This window comes from Apibacter sp. wkB309, from assembly GCF_002964915.1.
Lineage (GTDB): Bacteria > Bacteroidota > Bacteroidia > Flavobacteriales > Weeksellaceae > Apibacter.
The window spans coordinates 403,890-429,131 of the sequence record NZ_PSZL01000022.1 but is presented as its reverse complement, the minus strand read 5'-3'; the positions used below and the strand labels follow the sequence as shown (position 1 = coordinate 429,131).

General features: G+C 31.4%; 22 protein-coding genes. 13 read left to right on the top strand and 9 right to left on the bottom strand.

Translation table 11 applies throughout. From position 1 onward, the window contains the following. Positions 1-6: 6 nt before the first annotated feature. Positions 7-783: a succinate dehydrogenase/fumarate reductase iron-sulfur subunit gene (locus tag C4S75_RS07810; protein WP_105297739.1), complete on the top strand. Its 777-nt coding sequence runs from the start codon at positions 7-9 to the stop codon at positions 781-783. A gap of 222 nt (positions 784-1,005) precedes the next feature. Here the strand turns inward: C4S75_RS07810 and C4S75_RS07805 are convergent, their stop codons facing one another. Continuing rightward, positions 1,006-2,130 carry a GNAT family N-acetyltransferase gene (locus tag C4S75_RS07805; RefSeq protein ID WP_105297738.1) on the bottom strand — a complete coding sequence of 375 codons (1,125 nt, stop codon included), beginning with the start codon at positions 2,128-2,130 and terminating at the stop codon, positions 1,006-1,008. A 126-nt stretch (positions 2,131-2,256) separates the two neighbouring features. On the opposite strand from C4S75_RS07805, the gene C4S75_RS07800 reads away from it, so the two are divergent. From C4S75_RS07800 to cysK, 9 genes are all read left to right on the top strand, one after another. Then, positions 2,257-2,961: a zinc metallopeptidase gene (locus tag C4S75_RS07800; protein WP_105297737.1), complete on the top strand. Its 705-nt coding sequence runs from the start codon at positions 2,257-2,259 to the stop codon at positions 2,959-2,961. A 24-nt stretch (positions 2,962-2,985) separates the two neighbouring features. Beyond that, entirely contained in the window at positions 2,986-4,035 is a 1,050-nt protein-coding gene (gene aroB, locus C4S75_RS07795; RefSeq protein ID WP_105297736.1) for a 3-dehydroquinate synthase, read from the top strand. A 170-nt stretch (positions 4,036-4,205) separates the two neighbouring features. Continuing rightward, on the top strand, positions 4,206-4,547 hold the full coding sequence (rpsF, locus tag C4S75_RS07790; protein ID WP_105297735.1) for a 30S ribosomal protein S6: 342 nt from the start codon (positions 4,206-4,208) through the stop codon (positions 4,545-4,547). A gap of 3 nt (positions 4,548-4,550) precedes the next feature. Continuing rightward, complete coding sequence (gene rpsR, locus C4S75_RS07785) at positions 4,551-4,856, top strand: 30S ribosomal protein S18 (RefSeq protein ID WP_055425972.1); 306 nt, start codon at positions 4,551-4,553, stop codon at positions 4,854-4,856. A gap of 20 nt (positions 4,857-4,876) precedes the next feature. Continuing rightward, positions 4,877-5,341 (top strand): 50S ribosomal protein L9, encoded by a 465-nt coding sequence (rplI, locus tag C4S75_RS07780; RefSeq protein WP_105297734.1) that lies wholly within the window; start codon positions 4,877-4,879, stop codon positions 5,339-5,341. 123 nt (positions 5,342-5,464) lie between these two features. Then, positions 5,465-6,565, top strand: coding sequence for a Nif3-like dinuclear metal center hexameric protein (locus tag C4S75_RS07775; RefSeq protein ID WP_105297733.1), 1,101 nt, complete (start codon positions 5,465-5,467; stop codon positions 6,563-6,565). 307 nt (positions 6,566-6,872) lie between these two features. Next, a complete protein-coding gene (locus tag C4S75_RS07770) occupies positions 6,873-7,649 on the top strand; it encodes a zinc ribbon domain-containing protein (protein WP_105298147.1) in 777 nt (258 codons plus the stop codon). A gap of 322 nt (positions 7,650-7,971) precedes the next feature. Next, entirely contained in the window at positions 7,972-8,793 is an 822-nt protein-coding gene (gene epsC / locus C4S75_RS07765; protein ID WP_105297732.1) for a serine O-acetyltransferase EpsC, read from the top strand. A 38-nt stretch (positions 8,794-8,831) separates the two neighbouring features. Then, the gene (cysK, locus tag C4S75_RS07760) at positions 8,832-9,746 is read left to right on the top strand and encodes a cysteine synthase A (protein ID WP_105297731.1); all 915 of its coding nucleotides are present in this window, start codon (positions 8,832-8,834) and stop codon (positions 9,744-9,746) included. A gap of 72 nt (positions 9,747-9,818) precedes the next feature. On the opposite strand, the gene C4S75_RS07755 is transcribed toward cysK, so the two are convergent. The 8 genes from C4S75_RS07755 to C4S75_RS07720 all read right to left on the bottom strand — a co-directional run bounded on the left by C4S75_RS07755 (position 9,819) and on the right by C4S75_RS07720 (position 20,306). Next, the gene (locus C4S75_RS07755; protein ID WP_105297730.1) at positions 9,819-11,525 is read right to left on the bottom strand and encodes a phospho-sugar mutase; all 1,707 of its coding nucleotides are present in this window, start codon (positions 11,523-11,525) and stop codon (positions 9,819-9,821) included. A 24-nt stretch (positions 11,526-11,549) separates the two neighbouring features. After that, positions 11,550-12,260 (bottom strand): GIN domain-containing protein, encoded by a 711-nt coding sequence (locus tag C4S75_RS07750; RefSeq protein ID WP_105297729.1) that lies wholly within the window; start codon positions 12,258-12,260, stop codon positions 11,550-11,552. Positions 12,261-12,262: 2 nt separating this feature from the next. Then, complete coding sequence (locus C4S75_RS07745) at positions 12,263-13,225, bottom strand: glycosyltransferase family 2 protein (RefSeq protein WP_105297728.1); 963 nt, start codon at positions 13,223-13,225, stop codon at positions 12,263-12,265. Continuing rightward, complete coding sequence (locus C4S75_RS07740) at positions 13,191-13,778, bottom strand: DUF4199 family protein (RefSeq protein WP_105297727.1); 588 nt, start codon at positions 13,776-13,778, stop codon at positions 13,191-13,193. The genes C4S75_RS07745 and C4S75_RS07740 overlap by 35 nt, the downstream gene beginning before the upstream one ends. Before the next feature lie 185 nt (positions 13,779-13,963). Further along, positions 13,964-15,142, bottom strand: a complete 1,179-nt coding sequence (locus tag C4S75_RS07735) for a carcinine hydrolase/isopenicillin-N N-acyltransferase family protein (protein WP_105297726.1) — start codon at positions 15,140-15,142, stop codon at positions 13,964-13,966. A 10-nt stretch (positions 15,143-15,152) separates the two neighbouring features. Then, positions 15,153-15,845: a thioredoxin domain-containing protein gene (locus C4S75_RS07730; RefSeq protein WP_105297725.1), complete on the bottom strand. Its 693-nt coding sequence runs from the start codon at positions 15,843-15,845 to the stop codon at positions 15,153-15,155. A 13-nt stretch (positions 15,846-15,858) separates the two neighbouring features. Next, positions 15,859-18,627 (bottom strand): TonB-dependent receptor, encoded by a 2,769-nt coding sequence (locus tag C4S75_RS07725; RefSeq protein ID WP_105297724.1) that lies wholly within the window; start codon positions 18,625-18,627, stop codon positions 15,859-15,861. Between the two features lie 671 nt (positions 18,628-19,298). Continuing rightward, a complete protein-coding gene (locus C4S75_RS07720) occupies positions 19,299-20,306 on the bottom strand; it encodes a peptidylprolyl isomerase (RefSeq protein ID WP_255410611.1) in 1,008 nt (335 codons plus the stop codon). Positions 20,307-21,046: 740 nt separating this feature from the next. Between C4S75_RS07720 and pheS the strand changes: the two genes are divergently transcribed. From pheS to aroC, 3 genes are all read left to right on the top strand, one after another. Continuing rightward, positions 21,047-22,063 (top strand): phenylalanine--tRNA ligase subunit alpha, encoded by a 1,017-nt coding sequence (gene pheS / locus C4S75_RS07715; protein ID WP_105297723.1) that lies wholly within the window; start codon positions 21,047-21,049, stop codon positions 22,061-22,063. A 136-nt stretch (positions 22,064-22,199) separates the two neighbouring features. Next, the gene (locus C4S75_RS07710; protein ID WP_105297722.1) at positions 22,200-23,936 is read left to right on the top strand and encodes a thiamine pyrophosphate-dependent enzyme; all 1,737 of its coding nucleotides are present in this window, start codon (positions 22,200-22,202) and stop codon (positions 23,934-23,936) included. Between the two features lie 109 nt (positions 23,937-24,045). Beyond that, the gene (gene aroC / locus C4S75_RS07705; RefSeq protein WP_105297721.1) at positions 24,046-25,107 is read left to right on the top strand and encodes a chorismate synthase; all 1,062 of its coding nucleotides are present in this window, start codon (positions 24,046-24,048) and stop codon (positions 25,105-25,107) included. Positions 25,108-25,242 lie beyond the last annotated feature (135 nt).

Here is a 25,242-nt window from a genome sequence, read left to right as displayed (position 1 = left end):
AAAAAAATGGCAGGAAAATTATTAAACCTAACACTAAAAGTTTGGAAACAAGCAGGTAGGGGACAAAAAGGAAAATTTGAAGAATATAAATTAGAAGGAGTATCTACTGAAAGTTCATTTTTAGAAATGTTAGATATGCTAAATGAGCAATTAGTAGAACAAGATAAAGAACCCGTTGCATTCGATCATGATTGTCGTGAAGGAATATGCGGAATGTGTTCGCTATATATAAATGGAAGGGCTCATGGTCCGGATCGAGGAATAACCACTTGTCAATTACACATGAGAATGTTTAATGATGGTGACACTATTGTCATTGAACCTTGGAGATCAGCAGCATTTCCTGTAATTAAGGATTTAATTGTTGATAGAACTGCATTTGACAGAATTCAACATGCCGGAGGATTTGTTTCTGTGAATACTTCTGGAAATACAATTGATGCTAACGCGATACCAATTGAAAAGGAAAAAGCAGATAAAGCATTTGCTGCAGCCGCTTGCATTGGTTGTGGAGCTTGTGTGGCTACTTGTAAAAATGGATCAGCCATGTTGTTTGTTTCTGCTAAAGTTTCTCAATATGCATTACTACCTCAAGGTAAAATAGAAGCTACCCGCAGGGTATTAAATATGGTTAGAAAAATGGATGAAGAAGGATTTGGAAACTGTACCAATACAGGTGCTTGTGAAGTTGAGTGTCCTAAAGGAATTTCTCTTGAAAATATAGCCAGAATGAACAGAGAATTTCTACATGCCAGTATTGTAAATGATATTAAGGCAGAGTAATTGTCAAATATTTTTAAGTATAATTTACAGTTCGAAGCGTACGTTTCGAACTGTTTTTTTATTTTAAAATCACATTTATTATACTAGTATTGTTTATAATTTCTAATTCGAAAACTATTTATCCCAAAAAATTTTAAAGATATATTACAAGCTTAATTGTTACGTAAACTTTAATAATCTTTCATAATTACTTTTGGTAAAATTTCAAATGAATTCAAAATATTATATTTCCTTATAATAAGTTTTCCTTCTTTTATGATTAATAGGATTATAATCCTTCCATAACAATTGAATACTTTTATTATCTGCTAATTCAGGATTAGTTTCCAAATATTTAACTCCTTTATTGTTAAACAAATCAAAGAATTCTTTCAATACAATGGCAGTAATTCCTTTCTTTTGATAATCGGGATGTATTCCTATCAAATAAAAATTAGCCCATTCATTATTTTTAGAAGCTCTAAGTAAATGATACCATCCGAATGGAAATAATTTCCCTTTCGCTTTTTGTAAGGCTACTGAATAGGAAGGCATGGTTATGGCAAAACCCACTAAATTATTACTTTCATCTGCAATACAGATGACATAATCTTTATTTATAAATGGAATGTATTTTTCCTTATAATATTGTATTTGCTTATCTGAAAAAGGAACATAAGTAGGTAAAACTTTGTAGGTATCTTCTAACAATTTAAAAATTTCATCCGCTCGCTCAATTAATTCATCTTTCGTTTTAAACTGTAAAGATTTTAGTTTATATTTTTGCTTTAATAAGTCGGAGAACCGAATAACTTTATCCGGTAATTCTTTAACTACTTCAATGTAAAATTCAACCCATTCATTAGCTTCAGTAAATCCTAATTTTTTAAAATGATCATGATAATAAGGAAAATTATAAATACCAATCATTGTAGCTAATTTATCATATCCTTTACTTAAAAATCCTGCCTTATCAAGATTAGTAAAACCAACCGGTCCTTCAACTCGTTGAATACCCTTTTCCTCAGCCATTTCATAAGCTTTATCTAAAAGTCTTTTGGTAACTTCAAGATCATCTATAACATCAAACCAACCGAATCGTAGTTTCTTTATACCGGAAAATTTTTCCTCATTTTTATTGATAATCAAAGCAATTCTTCCAACGATTTCATTATTCCTGTAGGCAAGAAATTTTTTACATGTTGAAAATTCAAAAACAGGATTTTTAGTTTCGTCGAAAATTGCCATTTCTTCAGAAATTAGCGCCGGTACATAATAAGGATTATTCTTATAGAGTTTAGTTGGAAATGTTACAAAATTTTTTAAATCTGATTTCGTAATAACCTCGTTAATACTAATTTTGTTCATGTACTGTTAGATTTACAAGTCTTTTTGGTTTTACAACTAAAAAGTTATAATTTTAGCAAATATACTTAGTATAAATTAATTTTAAAATTTACAATATTAATAAGTCTATAAAGAATTTAAACAATTATGGTAAACGATCCCATTTATTTATTAATAACAGCAATTATTTTCATAGTAAGTACGATTGTTCAGGGACAATTAAAATCAAAATTTGAAAAATATTCCAAAACAAGGTTGTCCAATGGGTTGAGCGGAAAAGAAATTGCAGAAAAGATGTTACGAGATAATGGAATAACCGATGTTAAAGTTACATCAACTCCCGGAATGTTAACAGATCATTACAACCCGGTAAATAAAACCGTTAATTTATCTGAAGGTGTATATAACCAGCGGTCTACAGCCGCAGCAGCGGTTGCAGCTCATGAATGCGGACATGCCGTACAGCATGCCGTTGGATATTCCATGTTACAATTACGTTCCCAACTAGTTCCCATAGTTAGTATTAGTTCTAAATTTCTACAATGGGTATTATTAGCAGGGTTAGCTATTATGGTATTTTCCGGAAATACAATTGTATTAGGAGTTGGGATAGGATTATTTGCCATAACTACCCTTTTTGCATTTATCACCTTACCGGTAGAATATGATGCCAGTAACAGAGCATTAAAGTGGTTAGAAAATAATCATGTCGTTCAACCCGGTGAATATGATGAATGTAAAGATGCTTTGAAATGGGCAGCAAGAACTTATTTAGTATCTGCTGCCGGGTCTTTAGCTCAATTAATTTATTTTGTCATGATATTTTTAGGAAATAATCGAAGAAATGACTAACTAATAAGCCAATCATAACGAGTTATGAATTTTATAAATCCTATATATTACGGAGTTGAAGGAATCAAAGAAATCAATAAGTATATCCAAAGTTATCATCCTTCCAAAATAGTTTTTTTGGTGGATGAAAATACGCATGAGCTATGCTACCCGAAAATTATTACTGAAATTGAAAGTTCTGCTGAAATTGAAATTTTGGAAATTGATTCAGGAGAACATAATAAAAATTTATATATATGTATAAATTTATGGGAGGCTTTAACAGAACTCAAAATAGATAGAAAAGCCTTACTGATAAATGTTGGAGGGGGAGTACTTACGGATATGGGAGGATTTGTAGCAAACTGTTACAAGAGAGGAATTCCTTTCATAAATATTCCAACCACACTTTTAGCAATGGTGGATGCTTCCATTGGAGGAAAAACGGGCGTAGATTTAGGCAGTCATAAAAATCAAATAGGTAACTTTGTTTTACCTCAATTAGTCCACGTAGATGTTGGTTTCCTTACTACGCTTCCTACCGAGCAAATTTTAAGCGGTTTTGCAGAAATTATTAAGCACGGACTAATTGCAGATAAAAAATATTGGGAAGAAATAATTCGTTTAGATGATCGTAATCCCGATTATTTAGAACCATTGATAAAAACCAGTATTGAAATTAAAAAGAAAGTAGTTTCAAATGATTTTACCGAATCAGGATTAAGGAAAATATTAAATTTTGGTCACACCGTAGGTCATGCAGTAGAAAGTTTCTTTTTAGAAAATAATACTCCTATTTTGCATGGAGAAGGAGTAGCCATGGGAATGATTGTAGAAAGTTATATTTCCATGAAAAAAGGCTTTCTTTCTTACCCCGAATACGAAGAGATTAAGCTATATATTTCCTCCTTGTATCCTAAATTAAATTTGAAGAAAGACTATTTTGATGATATTTTTTCATTCATGCAAAACGATAAAAAAAATGTGAACCGGGAAATTAAATTTGTTTTGTTGGAAAAAATAGGACAAGCAGTTTATGATATTTCTGTGGAAAAAGAACTTATTAAAGAGGCAATTTATTTATACATAGAGTAAGAAGGTTGAATATGGTTTAATTAACCAATTGAGAAAATATTATGAAATTAGCTAACTCTAATCTAATAGGTATCACTTTTTTCAATTCATATATGTAGATTTCATTTTGCAAAACCAATAAAAATCTATATATTTGCACTTCGAAAAAAATAATTAAAAAATTTTGATCTATGAATCATTACGAAACTGTTTTCATTTTAACTCCCGTTCTGTCTGATTCTCAGGTAGAGGAAGCAGTTAAATCATTTGAGGCTTTACTCAAAGAAAACAATGCAACTATTGTAAACCAGGAAAACTGGGGATTAAAAAAATTAGCATATCCAATTCAACTTAAAAGAAATGGATTTTACAATCTGATTGAGTTTCAAGCTCCCGGAGAAATTGTTAATACATTAGAATTAGCATTCAAGAGAGATGAAAGAGTATTAAGATTCTTAACTGTGAAATTAGACAAGCACGGGGTAGAATGGGCTAGAAAAAGAGAAGAAAAAGTTAAATCATTAAAAAAATAAGACATGGCAATTGATGAATTAGCAAAACAGGCAGCAGGAGGAAATGTCAGTGAAGTAAAATTCTTAAGTCAATTAGATATTGAGACAAAGACAGAAAAAAAATATTGCCGTTTTAAAAAATACGGTATAAAATACGTTGATTATAAAGATCCTGATTTCTTATTGAAATTTGTGAATGAGCAAGGTAAAATCCTTCCAAGAAGACTTACCGGAACATCTTTAAAATTTCAAAGAAAAGTATCTCAAGCAATTAAAAGAGCAAGACATTTAGCATTATTGCCATATGTTGGAGATCAATTAAAACCTTAATTTAAAGAAAAAAAGAGATCATGGAAGTAATTCTTAAACAAGACGTTGAAAATTTAGGACTAGAGTTTGACGTGGTTAGCGTAAAACCGGGTTATGCTCGTAACTTTTTAATACCAAAAGGATTTGCTTTATTAGCAACTCCAAAAAATAAAGCAGCATTAGAAGCTACTTTAAAAGAAAGAGAAGCAGAAGAAGCAGCTCAAGTTAAAGCAGCTAACGATATCGTTGCAAAATTAAAAGAAGTAGTAGTTTCTATTCCTGCAAAAGTAGGTGCCGGCGATAAATTGTTCGGTTCTATTAACAATTCAGACCTAGCAGAAGCATTAGCAAAAGCCGGAGTTAATGTAGATAAAAAATACATCAAAATTCCCGGAAATACTATTAAAAGATTAGGAAAATATACAGCAAAAATTCGTTTACACAGAACCGTTGAATATGACTATTCCTTTGATGTAGTTTCCGATGGAGTTGCTGCAGAAGAATAATATACTTGTAAAAAGTAAATACAATAAAAAAACTGTCAGTTTAACTGACAGTTTTTTTATTGCTTAAATTCTTGGCTTATTTTATTTCTTATCTTATCTTTGATAAGAAAAATTATTTAAAATATGAAAGTAACAGATGTTGCAGAACTTTTAAAACAACTAGCTCCTGAGTCCAATGCAGAAAACTTTGATAATGTTGGTTTATTAGTTGGAGACCTTCAAGCTGAAATATCAAGCATTTTAATAACTCTGGATTGTTTAGATGAAGTAGTAGACGAAGCAATTCAAAAAAATTGCAATATGATTGTTACCTTTCATCCCATAATTTTTTCGGGTATGAAATCAATTACCGGTAAAAATTACGTGGAAAAAGCAATTATTAAAGCCATCAAAAATGATATAGCAATCTATGCCATTCATACGAATTTAGATATAGCTAAAGAAGGAGTTAATTATGAAATATGTAAGCGTTTACATATTAAAAACAGTAAACCGTTAATTCCTAAAATTAAAAGCATTAAAAAGCTGCAAACATTTGTTCCTTTGACGCATTTTACCCAAGTGCAACAAGCATTATTTAAAGCCGGAGCAGGAGAAGTAGGGAATTATAAAAATTGCAGTTTTAGAGTTGAAGGAACCGGAACATTTTTACCAACAGATAATTCAAATCCTTTTATTGGCAAAAAAAATGTTATTGAAGAAGTACAAGAGGTACTGATTAGTGTAATATTTGAGGATTTTAAACAAGCAACCGTTTTGGAAGCATTACGAAGATCTCATCCTTACGAAGAAATTGCTTATGAAATTTTCACTTTAGATAATGTAAATCAAGAATTAGGAATGGGTAGAATAGGAGAATTGGAAACCTCATTATCTCAAGAACAATTCTTATCATATCTTAAAGAAAATTTGCCTACCTCATGTATTCGCCATACCAATTTAAAAAATAAACAAGTCAAAAAGGTAGCAGTTCTAGGGGGAGCAGGTAGCTTTGCAATAAAAAACGCGTTAAATGCCGGAGCAGATGTTTTTGTGACGGCAGATATAAAATATCATGAGTTTTTCCAAGCAGAAGGAAAAATTCTTCTGGCAGATATAGGACATTATGAAAGTGAACAGTTTACTAAAAATTTATTGCATAATTATTTACGTGAAAAACTAAATAATATCGATATTTTACTCTCTGAAATAAATACAAATCCGATAAACTATTACTTTAAATAGTCAAATTTTATAACTCCTTTTTTTATAAAATTGTGACAATTAATTTACATCTATCATAAAATATGATATTGCAGGATTAATCAACTATACTGTAAATAATAGATGCTAAAAGAATAATTTTTTTCCTTAAGCATATTTTTAATATAAAGTAACTATATTAAATAATAAATTAATAATTTAATTAACTAATGAATGTTTGTTAAGCAAATGCCTTATGCTATTGAAACATATTATAAAATTTAGTAACTTTGTAAACTTTAATAAGATATAAACATAAATTCCAAAAATAATTATAATCAACCCTATGATAAAGAAAAAAGCAGATAATACTACTGTTGAAGAAAAGTTGAGAGCATTATATGATTTACAAATCATAGATTCCCGCCTGGATGAATTGAGAAACTTAAGAGGAGAATTACCTATTGAAGTGGAAGATTTAGAAAACGATATAGCCGGATTGGAGAAACGAATAGGGAAAATGGAAGATGAAGTAGTTCATCTGAATAATGAGATTAAAGTAAAAAATGAATTAAATAAAAATTCAGAAGCTCAAATAAAAAAATATAAAGTACAGCAAGATAATGTACGTAACAATCGTGAATTTGAAGCATTAACAAAAGAAATTGAGTATCAAGAATTGGAAATTCAATTACAAAATAAAAAAATAAAAGAAATTAATGCTAAAATTGAGTTTAAAAAAACTCAGATAGAAGAACAACGTACCAAATTATCTAATTTCCAAGAACATCTTAAATTTAAAAATTCCGAATTATCTAATTTGATAAAAGAAACTGAAAAAGAAGAAAATTTCTTATTGGAAAAATCGGAAGAATTTGCTTCTAAAATTGACGAAAGATTATTAAATAGCTATCGTCGTATTAGAAAAAGTTCTAAAAACGGTTTAGCTATAACCAGCATTGATCGTGGTGCTGTGGTAGGATCATTCTTTACCGTTCCTCCTCAAAAACAAGTTGAAATTGCTTCCAGAAAAAAAATTATTTTAGACGAACACAGCGGAAAGATTCTTGTTGATGAATATTTAGCAGGAGAAGAACAACAAAAAATGAAAGACTTATTAAAATAAGATAACAAATATCTTTTAAATAAAAAGGCCTATTTCAATTGAAATAGGCCTTTTTTTATTTTAGATAAAGTTTTAATTGAAAGAGATTAAAATGTAAAGAAAATAATTTTTTAAACGTAAAATAGTGGATATTTAAACATTAAATCTTATTTTATATTTTATTTATAAAATATATTGGTCTATTATTTGACAATAATTAAATATTATAAAAAAATAAAATAGGTTTTAAAATATTTTTATAGATTTGTTTATCGCAATAATAGGATAGCAAAGATTTATTTAAGATTCTCTTTCATAAATCAACTATAATCCAAAAATAGTCATGAAAAAGAAAATAAATGAACTTATTGATCGATTAGAACTTCATCCAATCTGTTTACCTATAAATAAAAAAGAATTAGAGCAGGTAGTAAAAATACTATTTTCCAAAATGTTTCCGGTCTGTGAAAGAAAAAATCGACGTAAAATAGAGCAAGAACTTACAACCGTTTATAATATCTTATTGGAAAATATTTCCAAAATTATTAATACTAAGACTGCAGAATCAATAGTAAATACTTTTTTTGATAAAATACCTTCGATTCAGGAAGCACTATATAAGGATGCAAATGCCTTTTATAAGAATGATCCGGCAGCAGATTCATTGGAAGAAGTCGTATTGGCATATCCCGGTTTTTTTGCGTTGGCAGCTTATCGTATTGCCCATGAATTTCACAGGTTGGAGGTTCCTATAATACCTCGTATTTTTTCTGAATATGCACATGCTAAAGTAGGTATAGATATACATCCCGGAGCACAAATAGGAGAGAGTTTTTTTTTAGATCATGGTACGGGAACAGTCATTGGAGAAACAACCATTATCGGAAACAATGTTAAAATATATCAGGGAGTAACTTTAGGAGCTTTGTATGTAACCAAGAATCTGTCTAAAGTTAAAAGACATCCTACCGTTGAAGATAATGTGGTGATTTATGCAGGAGCTACCATTTTAGGAGGAGATACAGTTATAGGCCATGATTCGATTATCGGAGGTAATGTATGGATAACAAAATCCATACTTCCTTACACATTGGTGTATTATTCTTCGGAAATGAAAATTAAAACCGTGAAGGATTTTAAAGAACCTATTAATTACGTAATTTAAAACATATAATAACCATAAAATTTCAAAAGCATATTGTCATGAAAATAAATAGTATTTTAGAAGCCATAGGAAATACTCCTCATGTGAGATTACCCAAAATATTTCCTGATCATGAAGTATATATTAAATTAGAAAAACAAAACCCCGGAGGAAGTATCAAGGACAGAATTGCTTTGGCAATGATAGAAGATGCTGAAAAAAGAGGAATTCTTAAGCCCGGTGGAACCATTATAGAACCGACTTCGGGAAATACAGGAGTGGGATTAGCATGGGTTGGAACGGTTAAAGGATATAAAGTAATACTAGTTATGCCGGAATCCATGTCTATTGAACGTAGAAGACTTGCAGCAGCTTATGGTGCTGAATTGGTATTGACTCCCAGAGAAAAAGGAATGAAAGGAGCTATTGAAAAAGCGGAAGAGTTACAAAAAAATACTCCAAATTCATTTGTTCCTCAGCAATTTAAAAATCAAGCCAATCCTAAAATACATGCACTAACAACCGCTAAAGAAATTGTTCAGGATTTTCCGGATGGAATAGATGTTCTAATTACCGGAGTGGGAACAGGAGGACATATAACCGGAGTAGGCGAAGTATTAAAACAAAAATTTCCTTCTGTAAAAATCTTTGCAGTAGAACCTACTGAATCTCCTGTTATTGCAGGAGGAAATCCCGGACCTCATGCAATTCAAGGAATTGGTGCAGGATTTATACCGGAAACTTTAGATACAAAAATTCTTGACGGTTCCATACAAATTACAAAAGATGAAGCATTTAATTATGCAAAGCTTTTAGCTAAAAAAGAAGGAATTTTAGGTGGTATATCTACCGGAGCTTCTTTGGCTGCTGTTGCTAAAAAAATACAAGAATTGAATCTTCCTTCAAATGCTAAAATTTTAACATTCAATTACGATACCGGAGAAAGATATTTTTCCGTAGAAGGTTTATTTTAAAACGTTTTAATCAAAAAAATAAATGCAAAAAAAATTCCGATAAATACTTATCGGAATTTTTATATAAATTTTTTAGTTTTCTAAAAATTCTTTAATCTTTTGAATTTTATTTTGAGCATGGCTCAATTTGCTTTCAAATTCATCTTTAGAAGATAACGTATCTTGCACAGAGAAATAGAATTTAATTTTCGGTTCAGTTCCTGAAGGTCTACAAGCTAATTTAGTTCCTTTATCTGTAAAGAAAATTAATACATTTGATTTGGGAATATCAATTGGTGTTTTTTCACCCGTAATCAAATTTAAAGAGGTGGAAGATTGATAATCATCTAATTTAACAATTTTTTCACCAACTAATTCTTTAGGAGGATTACTTCTAAATTCTTCCATCATTTTCGCGATTTGTTCAGCTCCATCTTTACCTTTTTTAACGATTGAAACCAATTCTTCATAATAGTAACCTACTTTGGTGTATATATCAATCAGTTTATCAAATAAAGTTTTACCTTCATTTTTAGCTTCCTGAGCCGCTTCACAAGCAACTAAAATTGATGAAATGGAATCTTTATCACGAACATAGTCACTTGGCATAAAACCGAAACTTTCCTCACCGCCGCAAATAAATTTTTCTTTACCTTCAGCTTTTCTAATCAAATCGGCAATCCATTTAAAACCGGTTAAACCTACTTTACATTCGACACCATAATATTTAGCTAAAGGAAAAAATATGTCAGAAGTAACAATAGTTGAACCGATAAATTGTTTACCGTCTATTTTACCGTTTTCTTTCCATTTTCCTAAAATATAATCAGTAATAACCGTGTTGGTTTGATTACCGTTTAAAAGTACTAATTTACCGTCTAAACCGCGTACGGCTACTCCTAAACGATCTGCATCGGGGTCGGTACCGAATACGATATCTGCATTTTGTTCTTCGGCATATTTTAAAGCTAACGATAAAGCTTCCGGTTCTTCCGGATTCGGTGATTTTACAGTAGGAAAATCTCCATCGGGATTTTTTTGTTCCGGTACAATAAATACATTTTCAAAACCTGCTTCAGCCAAAGCATCAGGCAATATTTTTATAGAAGTTCCGTGTAAGGAAGTATAAACTATTTTTAAGTCTTTTTTACCTTTTAAATAGGAAGTATTTTCAACCGCGGCATGGATAAATTTTTTATCTTCCTCTTCCCCTAAATAGGTAATTTTGGAATCATCACCGTCAAATTTTATGTCAGCAAAATCAACCGAACGAACTTCTTTTATAATAGCAGAATCATGAGGAGGAACAATTTGGGCACCGTCATTCCAATATACTTTATAACCGTTATATTCCGGTGGATTATGAGAAGCTGTCAAAACAATTCCCGCATCGCATTTTAAATTACGCACGGTGAAGGACAATTCCGGTGTGGGACGAAATTCTTTATATAGATAAACATATATACCATTGGCAGTAAGAACATCAGCTACCAATTTAGCAAACGTGTCGCTGTTATGTCTCACGTCAAAAGCTATGGCTACTGTAATTTTTTTATCAGGAAATTGCTGATGCAGGTAGTTAGCCAAACCTTGGGTTGCTTGACCATAGGTATATTTATTCAACCGATTTGTACCTATACCCATAATTCCACGCATTCCTCCCGTTCCAAATTCGAGGTTTTTATAAAAAGCATCATCCAATTCTTTTGGATTAGAATTAATTAAGTTTTGTACAGCCTTTTGAGTTTCTTCATCAAAAGGAGGTTGTAACCATGTTTTTGCAATTTCTAATGAATTCATATAATAAAAATGTTAATTTTATAATTATTTAAAATTGATAACCGCAAGATCTTTTTGTTGAATGTTCTTAGCGGGATTACCAATTACTGTTATTTTCGTATTGTCAGATATTCTTCCAACCAATTTGCTTTTTACATTTATTTCTGCAGTGGCAACATCGGAAAGCTCAACATTTGCTTCAGATACTTCTAAGAACGGCGCAGTAAAATCACTGGTATCACCGGCAGTTAAATGTAATGTATTACTTGTCCCTTTTAAATTTATCTTGGAAACATCGCTCATATTTACATTTAATTCATCGGTAATAACTGTGTCGGCTATAAGTTTAGAAACATCATTTAAATTAATGGATAATTTTGAAACTCGTAATTGAGAATTAATGTCAACATTGACAAGATCATGGATATCAAAAGTTTCGATCTGAGGATTGTAAACATAAACATTATAGAGATCAGGATCTTTAACGTTATCGATTTCAGAGATAGTTAATTTTCCGTTGGAATCATCAATTTTTAAATTATCGATTAAGTTCTTATAAGATTCTATTACAATTCTCGGATTATTGCTGTCATATAAATAAATCAATCTATAGGAGCCATTGGCTAAAATTTCTTTTACGGGACTAATCTTTAGTTCCTTGGTGGTAACTTCTCCTTCTCCTTTAATAGAACGAGAACAAGAAAGTAAAACGACAGATAGTATACATAAAATGCTATAATGTACTAATTTTTTCATGTTTAATTAATATTTAGATATTGTGAAACCGTATAATCATCTTTTTTTCCTCGTTTTAATTGTACGATTAATTCTCCTAAAAATCCGGCAATAAATAACAAAGTACCTAAAATCATCATAGTTAAAGCTATGTAAAACAAAGGATCATTAGTAACCAGTTGAGCAGGAATTTTTTTCCATACTTTTATCAATTTATTAATGCCTATCCAAGCGGAGGATATAAAACCGATAATAAACATTAAAGTACCAATAAAACCAAAAAAATGCATAGGTCTTGTTCCAAAGGTGGACATAAACCAAACGGTAATTAAATCTAAAAAACCGCGTACGAATCGATTGGCACCAAATTTTGATTTTCCATATAGTCGCGCTTGATGAGGTACTTCCTTTTCAGTTATTTTAGTAAATCCCTCATTTTTCGCCAATACAGGAATGTAACGATGCATATCACCGTGTACGTCGATGGCTTTAGCTACTTCATTTCTATAAGCTTTTAACCCATTATTAAAATCATGCAATTTAACCCCTGAAGTTATTTGAGCGGCTTTATTAAATAATTTAGAAGGAAGGTTTTTTGTTAGAACATTGTCGTATCTTTTCTTCTTCCAACCGGAAACCAGGTCAAAACCATCTTCAACAATCATTTTCCTAAGTGCAGGAATTTCCTCGGGAAAATCTTGTAAATCCGCATCCATAGTTATGATTACTTCTCCTTTAACTACTTTAAAAGCAGCATTTAAAGCTTGAGATTTTCCATAATTTTTAGCAAATTTAATACCTTTTACTTCCGCATATTGTTGGCTGAATTCTGAAATGATTTTCCAGGATAAGTCCGTGCTTCCATCATCTACGAAAATGATTTCATAAGTATAGTTTTCTTTTTCACATACGGCTTGTATGCGATTAAATAATTCTTGCAATGATTCTGCTTCATTGAGCAGGGGAATGACTATAGATAGTTGCATTAGGTTTTCTGGTTCTAAAAAATATTGACAAAAGTACGGATATTATAAAGTAAAAAAAGTATAGTACACTTAAAATAATGCAGGAATTTTTGATTGTGAAAAAAGATTCCTTTTCCGTTATTCTTGTTTTAATATTGTTTACGTATTCCTTATATTTTAAGGTAATTTCTTCAGTTGGGTGTTCAATGGATGCATATTCGGAAGTAAGATTTTCCAACATTTTATTTAATCCTTGATTTTGCAAAAGTTGTTGCGCATCTTGATCTATATAATTGAAAAACAAAGCTATAAAAAGGAAGGAAAGAGTGCCTCCTATAAACATCGTCGTAAATGAATATAGTAAACACGTTAGAAAAGAAAGTTTTTCATAATTAGTCAGTTTATATAGTAATAGTATCGATGCTAACGTATAAAGAGCAGGAAGAACAAAAAAATTTACCTGAATACTAATTATATAATAATTAAATCCTATAAAGTAAAAATATACAGCAAAAAATAAAATAAGAGTAATTGCTGCCAATAATAATCCGTAATGCGTAGGTTTATTTTTCATATCGATATGAAAGCAAATTTAAAGTTTTTTGCCATAATCGAAAAAATATCCTTTATTTATGCTTATAAATCTATTAGATTCCTTAAGATAAAAAATATACACCTGTAGAAATTTTCAATAAAATTTTTTAAAAATTAAAACAGGTGTAATAAAAAATAATTAGCCGGATTGAAAAAAAGTGGTTTTTATCGTGTTAACGGATAATATTTATCATGGATGTATTTATCAATCCAAGTGTAAAAATTAATTAATTCCTTAGTATTAATTTTACCCTCATTTCTCCATTCATTGAGAAGTACGACCGTTTGTTCCAATATTTCATTTTCAATCGATATGAGTTTAGGATAAACCGATACTAAAGTAGGAACATGAATATAATCTGAACCTTCTCCTTTTTGTATGGGAAATAATTTCTTTTTTATTGTAGTGGCCCATTCATCCATTGGTGTCGAATTATTTGAATCAGCGGTTAAAACTTTGGGAAATATTTGATTAGAATTTAACCATAAAGGAATACATACAGAGCCCAGCGAAGAACCTAAAATAGTCCAGGCAGTAGTTAACAAAGGCGTTTCATTAGGTTTAACTCCCTGAATAACTACCACGGATGCAGTATAATAACGAGGTATAAAATCTCTGAAAGCTGAAAATTGCTCAGAGTATTTGGTCAAGTCAACTTTAGTCAAACCATGAACTAAAGATCTGGAAACATTTTGTAAAAAGTATTTCGGAGTAAGAGAATTAGTAAGAGAGGCAGAATACAACAATTCCTGTGCGCGAAGAAATCTACTATATCCTTTACCATCTTCAGGTTTGCCTGAAAAAGAATAATTCGTACGAATCAAATATCCAAAGGGTGCCACATCAGGATTATTAGCATCGTATTTAACAAATCCCTGATTTCCTGTTTCATAATAAGCAGCACCACCGTGTGCATCAATAACTCCGAAATTGGAACTTAAGCGCAAGGGCTTAGGAAGATGAGAAAGTAAGTTTTCAAAGTCTTCAAGCGTGGAACAAGTTTCCAGTGCAATTCTCATGATTTCTCCATCTTGTCTTTGATCCTCTTTCAATTCTGGATAGTTGAGGTTATAGCTGTCAGAATTCATGATGGCAAATCCGGCACTATTATGTCCGTTCAGTATATTTTTATTGTCTTTATCCTCGGGGTTAGTCATTCCTATAAAAGAATATTTTCCACGATTGGAATAAACCATTCGACTATGTAGGGTGGTAGTGTCCCTGTTTTTATATAATAAAGGTCTTCCGTCAGGAGTGGCTTTACCGGATATCACGGCAGTTGTACAACCGGATCCTATTGCCATTGAAAAAATTAAAATAATTATAAGAAAATATTCTTTCATAGGTAAGATTTTAATTAATTAATTTTTCAATACTTTGTATAAGATCTTCTTCATCGATCAATCCTACTTTTTCCCATTGCGTTTTTTGGTTTTTATAAGCTATTAATTTTGGAAAACCATCTTTAATATAGGGTTTAGCTAAATTTTTATTTTCATCGCTGTTTATTTTAATAATCTTTACTTTGTTTCTATATTTTTCGGCTAAATTTTTAAACATAGGTTCCATTTTCAAACAAGGTCCGCACCACGGAGCATAAAAATCAATTAAAACTATGCGATCAGAAGAAATCATTTTTTTAAATTCTTCTTTAGAAATTTTGTCTTCGGCTTCGCCCACCACCGGTAGATTTTCAGTTTTCCAAGCATTGATTCCCCCTTTAAGGTCGTATAGATGAGTAAACCCTAAGTTTTTTAGAGAGTCAACTGTTGAAGCGGAACGTTTTCCTGATCTACAATAAATCATGTATGTTTTAGAAGGGTCCAGCTTACGAATTTTATCACTAAAAGAAGCATTTCTGTAATCTAAGTCGATAGCATTTTTGATATGTCCGGTTTCGAATTCTTCAGGTGTGCGGACATCAATCAATATACTATTTGAATTTTTTAATTTTTGTAAAAAATCTTTGGGCTCTAAAACCGAATTCACTTGTGCGGATATATACAATCCGAAAAGTATGTTAATGGTTAAAATAATTTTTTTCATGGTTTTATTATAATTATAGATTAAAATTTAATCGAGTAAAAATATAACGACCATTAAAACCAAATTGACTGACATATCGAGAATAAACGAATTGTCCTTGGTTACTGTTGGCTTTTTTGGCTACTTTTTCGGGGTAGCAATTAAACAAATTATTTGCTCCTACGGTAAGTTTTAAAAAATCAGTTAATTTATAGGCTATAGAAGCATCCGTAATCCATCTTGGATTATAGTATTGTTGATTTGAAAGTATATTAGAAGGTTCCGTTACCCCTCCAAAATAATTATTTCGTAAAAATAAGTTCCATTTTTGGATAGCATAAGTAAGTGAAATATTAAATTTCTGATTAGGAATTACATTTTCTAAATACACTTTACTGGAGTTGCTGAAATATATATCTTTTTTATCTTTTAATAAACGGGAAGTATGAATCGAACCCACTTGTTGTGTATAGGAGATCGTTCCGGCTAAATCTATAAACAGTTTTCCATTTCCTAAAAGAGTATTATAGGAAAGGACAGCATCTATACCTTTAGTTTCCGTATCAACAGCATTGGCAAAAAATCGGGCTTTTTGAGCTCCTGCTTGTTGCAATATTTGATAGATTTCTTTTTCTGAAGAGGAACCGTTTGGATCTCCGCTAAACAAATCGGTATATACAATTTTATCATTAATTCGAGTAAAATAGCCGTCAAGGCTGAAATGGAATCTCCCAACCTTAGCCGAAAGTCCCGCACTTAAACTTCGCGATTTTTCAGGTTTGAGCTTGGGTATACCTAAAAGTTGAGCTACTTTACTGTCATTCGTAAAAGTTCCTACCTCATACATATTTCCATTGACATAAGAAGTGCCCGTACTGGAATAGTAACGTTGTTGTAAGGAAGGAGCACGAAATCCGGTACTTCCCGAACCTCTTAAATTAAAAGAATTGGAAATTTTGTAACGAAGAGCTATTTTACCGTTAACGGTCGATCCGAAATCATTGTAATATTCATACCTTCCGGCCAAGTCCACCAGGAAAGATTGGTTGAAATTGATTTCAACATCTGTATAAGCGGCGAGAGAGTTTCTTTGAGAGTCCGTTGCATTTTGCGGAGAAAATCCTGCATTTCCTTGTGCTCCTCCAGGTATCGGTGTTTTACCGTCCGGTCCGAACTTCATAGGTATAGTACCATTAATATCAGGTACGAGGGAAATACTGCCATCGGAATTGACTATTTCTCTGCCCATAGCATAATTGGCATAAGAAGCTTCTTCACCGGCAATAATTTGGTATCTTTCATATCTGTATTCACCTCCCCATGCTATTCCTACGTCGGAAAGCCAATTAAATTTTTTAGACATATCTACATTGACCACATTTTGTGTAAATTGTAATTTTCCCCCACGGAAGGAGGTTGGAGACTGTTCGCCTAAAGAAGCATTTAACGTGTTTTTCGCTTTATTAGTAAATGTATTTTGCCCGAAAGTATTGCTGACTTCCATTTTCCAACCGATGAACATACCTTTTACCCCGAGAGTGGCAGATCTGTCATAAATGCTTACTTCGGCTTGGGGTCTAAAACCTAAGGGATATATGGAAGGTACATTATTTTCAGAATTTGGATATCTGTAAAATTGAGAAGCTGTGCTGTTTCTATATCCGAAAATTCCAAATGAATATACTTCCGTTTGAGTATTTAAGGGTAAAGAGGCATTATAAGCAACTTGCCCGTTTAATGCCTTAGATTGGCCGATAATTAAACTATAATCGCGACGATTGGTATGTGTACTTTCTAAAAATTCATCGGTTTTATCGACAGGAATACCAGAAGTATACTCTTTATAAATACTACCTTGATACATTCCGCCTCTGTTTGTCGGATTTCTTCGGTCGAATGTTGCCGAAAAGTTGATATATCCTCCTTTTTCACTCAATGGAATACCATAATTTAAACCCACCTGTACAGCTTCTCCGTCTTTGGAAGTTTTACCTTGAGCGCTGTTTTTACTTAAATATTCGCCGCCTGTAATCGTTGCACTAAATTTATTAATGGAAGTTTTTAAGATAATATTAATTACTCCCGCTACGGCATCACTCCCGTATTGAGCAGCAGCTGCGTCTCTCAATATTTCGATTCGATCAATTGATGAAACAGGAATTGAATTTAAGTCAGTACCGACTGTACCTTTGCCAAATGTTCCGTTGACATTTAATAAAGCAGTATTATATCTACGTTTGCCGTTTACTAAAACTAACACCTGATCCGGAGTTAAACCTCGTAAGGATATGGGATCTGTCATATCAGTTCCGCCTCCTAACGATTGAGTGGTAGAGGTAAATGAAGGTGCTACATAATTTAATATTTGATTGACACTAACTTGTGCTCCGTTTTCTGCTATTTTTTTAACATCAATAATGTCCACAGGAGTGGGGGATTCCAATAAAGTTCTAGGTTTAGATCGTGTACCCGTTACTACAACATTCTCAATCGTAAATGTTTTTATGGTAAAATCTACAATTTTTTGTTTTTCATTATTGATAGGTATTATTTCCGAAATTTCATCATGATCGGGCGTGGTAATAATAAATTTATATTTACCATTCGGTAGGGTGATTTCATACCTTCCATGATCATCAGTTGATGTTTCCATACCTATTTCTTCCACATTAATTTGTGCTCCTTTTATTTTTTCTTTTTTATCATTTTGTACCGTTCCTTTAACAAGGGTTTGCGCAGATAGAAACGAATAGAAGATACTAATAACCGCTACCAATGTCTTACTAGTTAATTTTTTTTTCATGAAAAATTAAAATAATTACTACACTAAAAATATTTCCTACTTAACAGGTAGGAATAATGTCAAATGTAAAAAATTTATTTTATATTATTATATCTTTGTAATTAAAATTTTATATTATTTTATTATTATTGATATATATAGCTGATAATCAATTGTATATATCTGTTTTAAAATATTATTATTTATTTAAATGATTTAATTTTAAATATTTGTAAAAAATATAATTATAGTATGTATTTATGGTAATAATAACTATTTAAATAATTTTATTCTTTTATTTAAACATGATATTTAATCCTGAAAAAATGAGTATAATAAAAGAGTTGAAAATTTTATATTCTTTTTGTTATATCTGATGATACGAAATTTTTAAAGTAAACGAATGTTTACGATTTCGTTTATTAATAATTTGAGAGAGTAATAATAGTATCTGATTTATGAAATCTGTGGTAACTATTTTTTATATACTATTTTTTTAATTAATTAAAGGTATTGGTTGTGATACTTAGGAAGAAATATTTAACCCATAACAGGTTTCAATAACAAAAGGAAGAATTTTTTAGAATCAAATTTGGTGTATACATAAAGAATCAAGGAATAAAAATAATACTCAATTTAAATAAAAAATCCGGTTACGATCTAACCGGATTGATTTATAAAATAAGATTTTTTTATTTAGCTTTCACAAGTTCTACTTTGAAAATAAGCCAAGCATTCGGAGGAATAACTCCACCGCCGGCCCCTTGAGCCCCATAACCTAAAGAAGGTGGAATTAAAAAAGTAGCTTTATCGCCTTCATTTAATAATGAAATACCTTCTTCCCAACCTTTAATTACCATTCCTTTGCCCAAAGGAAATTCAATAGGTTCATTTCTTGCAAAAGAAGAATCAAATACACTTCCATTAGCTAAAGATCCTTCATAATGAACGGAAACAGTATCACCCGATTTTGCTTTTGCTCCTGAGCCTTTTTCATTAATTTTATAAAATAATCCACTAGGCGTTTCAGTCATATCGGCTTTTAATTCATCCAACTTGGCTGCAATCTGTTTTTGTTTTTCTTCCAGATATTTTTTATTTCTTTCGGAAATTAAATCTTTATTGTCTTTAAAAAATTGTGCAGCATCATAATTTTTATATTCGTCCCCTTTAGTAATAATAGAAACTTTTTCCATAATTACAGGATCAATCGGTTTATCTTGAGCTCCCGTTTTAACACTAGCAATAACGTTAACGGTTTCTAAACCTTTAATAACTTCCCCAAAAATAGTATGTCGTCCATCCAACCACGGGGTAGGGACTTCTGTTATAAAAAACTGACTTCCGTTGGTATTAGGACCGGAATTAGCCATTGATAAAATACCTGTTCCGGTATGCTTTAAATCGTTTTTCTCGTCTTCAAATCTGTATCCCGGGCCTCCCATTCCTGTTCCTTGAGGGTCTCCGGTTTGAATCATAAAATCTTTAATGACTCTATGAAATATAATACCGTCATAGAAGGGTTCTCCCGGTTTTTTGGCATCATTAGGAATTTTACCTTCTGCCAATCCTATAAAGTTAGCAACAGTTACCGGAGATTCATGATCAAAAAATTTAACCAACATATCTCCTTTATTGGTTTTAATATTTGCATATAAACCGCTTTGCAGCCCGTCATACGTTTGTTTGTCTATTTCCAATGTTTTACAATTTATAAAGGTTAGTATTAATAAACAATATAATACGATTTTATGTATCTTACGTATACTGTTATTTAGAAAATTCAAATTTACTAAATTAATTAGTATCTTATATTTTAAAGTTGATAAGAACGGTAATTCTTCAGCCATATGCACGAATTCAATATATTATTTATTTATATAAACGGCTATATTAACAAAATTTATTTTATACGATATTTTTTTTCGATCAATTAAACACATAAAGTCATTGAAAAACAATATAGATAAGATAAATTTCTATGTAGTCATTGACTGTAAAAAAACAAATTGTTTAGAAAAATAAACATTTTGCTATATGAAAATAGAAATATAATAATATAAAATTACTTTATTGTTATAAACTTATAGCAATATTAATATAATTGACATTTTAATTAAATAATTTTTAAAAATTAAAAATAATAAAATAGGATAAAACTAGATAAATGGTATGGTGTTTGTTTATTAAAACAATGATTACAAACACACTAAAATAGTTTATATTAAAAAAGGCATTATTTTAATGTTTATTTAGTTTTTATTTCTTTAAAAACCTTGGCCTCTGTAAAAGGAGGCTTTTTTATTGAATTTACTTTCTGTTTAATTGATCTAAAATTATTTATGATATCTTTTATTTAAATTAATAATAGTATTTTTGTTTTATTATTTTTGCAAGAAGATAAAAATCTTTATAAAATAGAAAATTTTAAAGATAACTAATGATTAATACTATCAAAAAATATTTAGAAGAAGTAGAATCTTTTACTTCTCAAAAAACTGAGGATGTTGAACAGTTTAGAATCAAGTATTTAGGTAAAAAAGGAATTTTGAATGATCTGTTTCAAAAATTTAAAGAAGTACCTAATGAAAATAAAAAAGAATTTGGACAATTGATCAATAATTTAAAACAATCGGTTGCTCAAAAAATAAATACGTTAAAAGAGAATGTCGGCGAGTCTGCAAGTGCCGGTTTGCAAGAAGATTTAACCCGTCCGGGACTAGCCTTAAATTTAGGCAGCAGACATCCCATTAACATTGTTAAGCATAAGATCATAAACATATTTAAAAAAATAGGATTTTCAGTAGCTGATGGTCCTGAAATTGAAGATGATTGGCATAACTTCACCGCCTTAAATATGTCTGAGTACCATCCTGCAAGAGATATGCAAGATACTTTTTTTATCGAGAAAAATCCGGATAGGGTATTGAGAACTCACACTTCTTCTGTACAAATACGGTATATGGAGCAAAATGAGCCGCCTATTCGTATATTGTCTCCCGGACGAGTTTACAGGAATGAAGATATATCGTCTCGATCTCATTGTATGTTCCACCAAATAGAGGGGTTATATATTGATACGGACGTATCCTTTGCAGATTTAAAACAAACCTTACAATATTTTACTTCAGAATTATTCGGTAAATCCGAAATTCGAATGAGACCTTCATATTTTCCCTTTACAGAACCCAGTGCAGAAGTAGATGTATATTGGGGATTGGAAACAGAAACCGATTATCGCATCACTAAAGGAACGGGTTGGTTGGAAATTCTTGGATGCGGAATGGTTGATCCCAATGTTCTAAAAAATGTTAATATAAATCCTGAAAAATACAGCGGTTTTGCCTTTGGTATGGGTATCGAAAGAATTGTCATGCTGATGTACCAAATTGGCGACATTCGTATGTTTACAGAAAACGATATACGAATGCTACAGCAATTTAAATATGAATTTTAAATTAAGCTAAATTTATAACTATTTGTAGATGTATCATATAAATAATAATTTTTAAAATTATTAATAAAGTATATTTACCTGGAACAAATTTTGTGCATTTAGTATCTAAATATACTTTATAAATTTAAAAATTATTATGGAAAAAAAAGTAGCAGATCAATTAGTTGAAATACTAGTTGATGCCGGTATAAAAAGGATTTATGCTGTAACAGGCGATAGTTTAAATGAGCTTAACAGGGCCATTAAAAAAAACGGAAAAATACAATGGATCCATGTTAGGAATGAAGAAGCCGGTGCTTTTGCTGCCGCAGCCGAAGCTGAATTGGAAGGCATTGCTTGTTGTGCCGGTAGTTCCGGTCCCGGGCATGTACATTTAATTAATGGATTGTATGAAGCAAATAGGGCTAACGTACCTGTTATCGCTATTGCCTCCACCTGTGGTACAAGAGAATTTGGGACAGATTATTTTCAAGAAACTAATGTAACCAAACTATTTGATGATTGCAGCGTATACAACCAAATCGCAACATTGCCCGAACAAGCCCCTAGAATGTTACAAAGAGCAATTCAAAATGCTATTTCTAAAAAAGGCGTAGCCGTTTTCGGGTTACCCGGTGATTTAGAATCAAAACCGGCGGAAGATATTTTAAGTTCTTTAAAAGTTTATCAAAACGAACCTATTTTAAGACCATCCGATAAAGAACTACAAGAGTTGGCAGATGTTCTTAATGAACATGATAAAGTAACTATTTATTGCGGTATCGGTGCTTCTAAAGCTCACAAAGACTTGGTAAAACTTGCAGGTAAATTGAAAGCTCCTGTAGGATACTCTTTTAGAGGTAAAATGGGCATACAATATGATAATCCTTATGAAGTGGGCATGACCGGATTGTTAGGGTTGCCTTCTGCTTTCCAAAGTATGCACGAAGCGGATGTAGTACTACTTTTGGGTACAGATTTTCCGTATGCGAATTTTATGCCTTCCAATAAAAAAATAATTCAGATTGACGAAAGGGCAGACCGTTTAGGCAGAAGAGCTAAAGTAGATATGGGATTCTGCGGTAAAATTGAAGATACTTTATCTGTATTATTGCCTTTGATTGAAGAAAAACAAGATGATTCTTTTCTTAAAAAACAGCTGAAAAAATATGATAAAGTTAAAGAAGATTTAGATGTATATGTTAAAGATCCGGGAAAAGAAAATTTAATTCATCCCGAATATGTAGCCTCAGTTATCAATAATCTAGCAGCTAAAGATGCCATATTTACCGTAGATACCGGTATGTGCTGTGTATGGGGAGCGCGATATATTCATGCCACAGGTGAAAGAAAAATGTTAGGTTCTTTCAGTCACGGTACGATGGCTAATGCCATGCCGATGTCCATAGGAGCATCGTTATCTCATCCTGACAAACAAATTATAGCTTTTTGCGGAGATGGTGGTATTTCAATGCTTTTAGGGGATTTAGCAACTATATATCAATATAAATTGCCTGTCAAATTATTTGTGTTTAATAATCGATCGTTAGGAATGGTAAAACTTGAAATGGAAGTGGATGGTATACCTGACAATGAAACCGATATGGTAAATCCTGATTTTGCTATGATAGCAATGGCTATGGGCTTTAAAGGAATAAATGTCAATAAGCCTGAAGAGGTTGAAGGAGCTGTAAAAGAAGCATTTTCAACGGAAGGTCCGGTTTTAGTTAATGTAATGACCGATCCAAATTCACTTGCTTTACCGCCTAAAATTGAATGGAGCCAAATTAAAGGTATGACTACTTCCATGACTAAAATGATGCTTGGTGGAAATATTAAAGAAGTGGTTGACACAATTCAAAGCAATATTAAACATATAAAATCCTTAATTTAAAGGATAAGTAACCGAATATCTTAATGAAACAGAAAATCTAATCTAGATTTTCTGTTTTTATATTTAACGCTAGGTATACATTTACTTTATTTCTTACATTTGTAAGCATATGTTCAACGAATTCGGTAAATTTATAAAGCTTACTACCTTTGGTGAAAGTCATGGACCTGCACTGGGAGGCGTAATTGATGGTTTTCCTGCTGGATTATCCGTTAATTTTGATGAAATACAAAAAGAATTGGATCGAAGAAAACCCGGACAATCAAAAATTGTAACTCAAAGAAAAGAAGACGATAAGGTAGAATTTCTTTCCGGCATTTTTGAAGGAAAAACAACAGGACAAGCTATTGGATTTGTTATTAAAAATACCAATCAAAAATCCAATGATTACGATCATAATACCGGTATTTTCAGACCTTCACATGCAGACTTCACTTATTTTCAAAAATATGGAATCAGAGACCATCGAGGCGGGGGGAGAACCTCAGCAAGGGAAACAGCTAACTGGGTTGTTGCCGGAGCTTTAGCTAAACAAGTACTATCCTCAATATCTATTCATGCATTTGTTTCTTCAGTAGGGGAAATTACTTTGCAAAAGAATATACATGAACTGGATTTAAGCCAAACGGAATCCAATATAGTCCGATGTCCTGATTGGGAAACTGCTGAACAAATGATTCAGAAAATAGCTGAAATTAAAAAGGATGGAGATACAATTGGCGGAGTAATAACCTGTATGATTAAAAATGTTCCAATGGGTTTAGGCGAACCGATTTTTGATAAATTATCTGCCAGATTGGCTCAAGGAATGATGAGTATAAATGCGGCTAAAGGTTTTGAAATTGGCAGCGGCTTTGCAGGTACTCGGTTAAAAGGTTCCGAACACAACGATATTTTTACTCAAGGAGGAAAAACATTGACGAATAGTTCGGGAGGTATACAAGGGGGAATATCCAATGGTATGGATATTGTTTTTAAAGTTGCCTTTAAGCCGGTTGCTACCATTATGAAAGAGCAACAAACGATAGATGAAAACGGAAATGTATGTTCAATTAAAGGGAAGGGAAGACATGATCCTTGTGTAGTTCCCAGGGCAGTTCCCATTGTAGAAGCTATTGCAGCTTTTATTTTGGCTGACTTTTGGTTGATGAATAAAGTTAGAAAAATTTAATTTTTATCTTTAAAATAAACCTTTCCATACAATTTACAGTAACTGTCCTTTTACCGCTTAAAAATACTATTTGAAAATATCTTTCGTTTAACTAACCAAGAACACACATAATTATATTTTCAATTGATTAGCTAA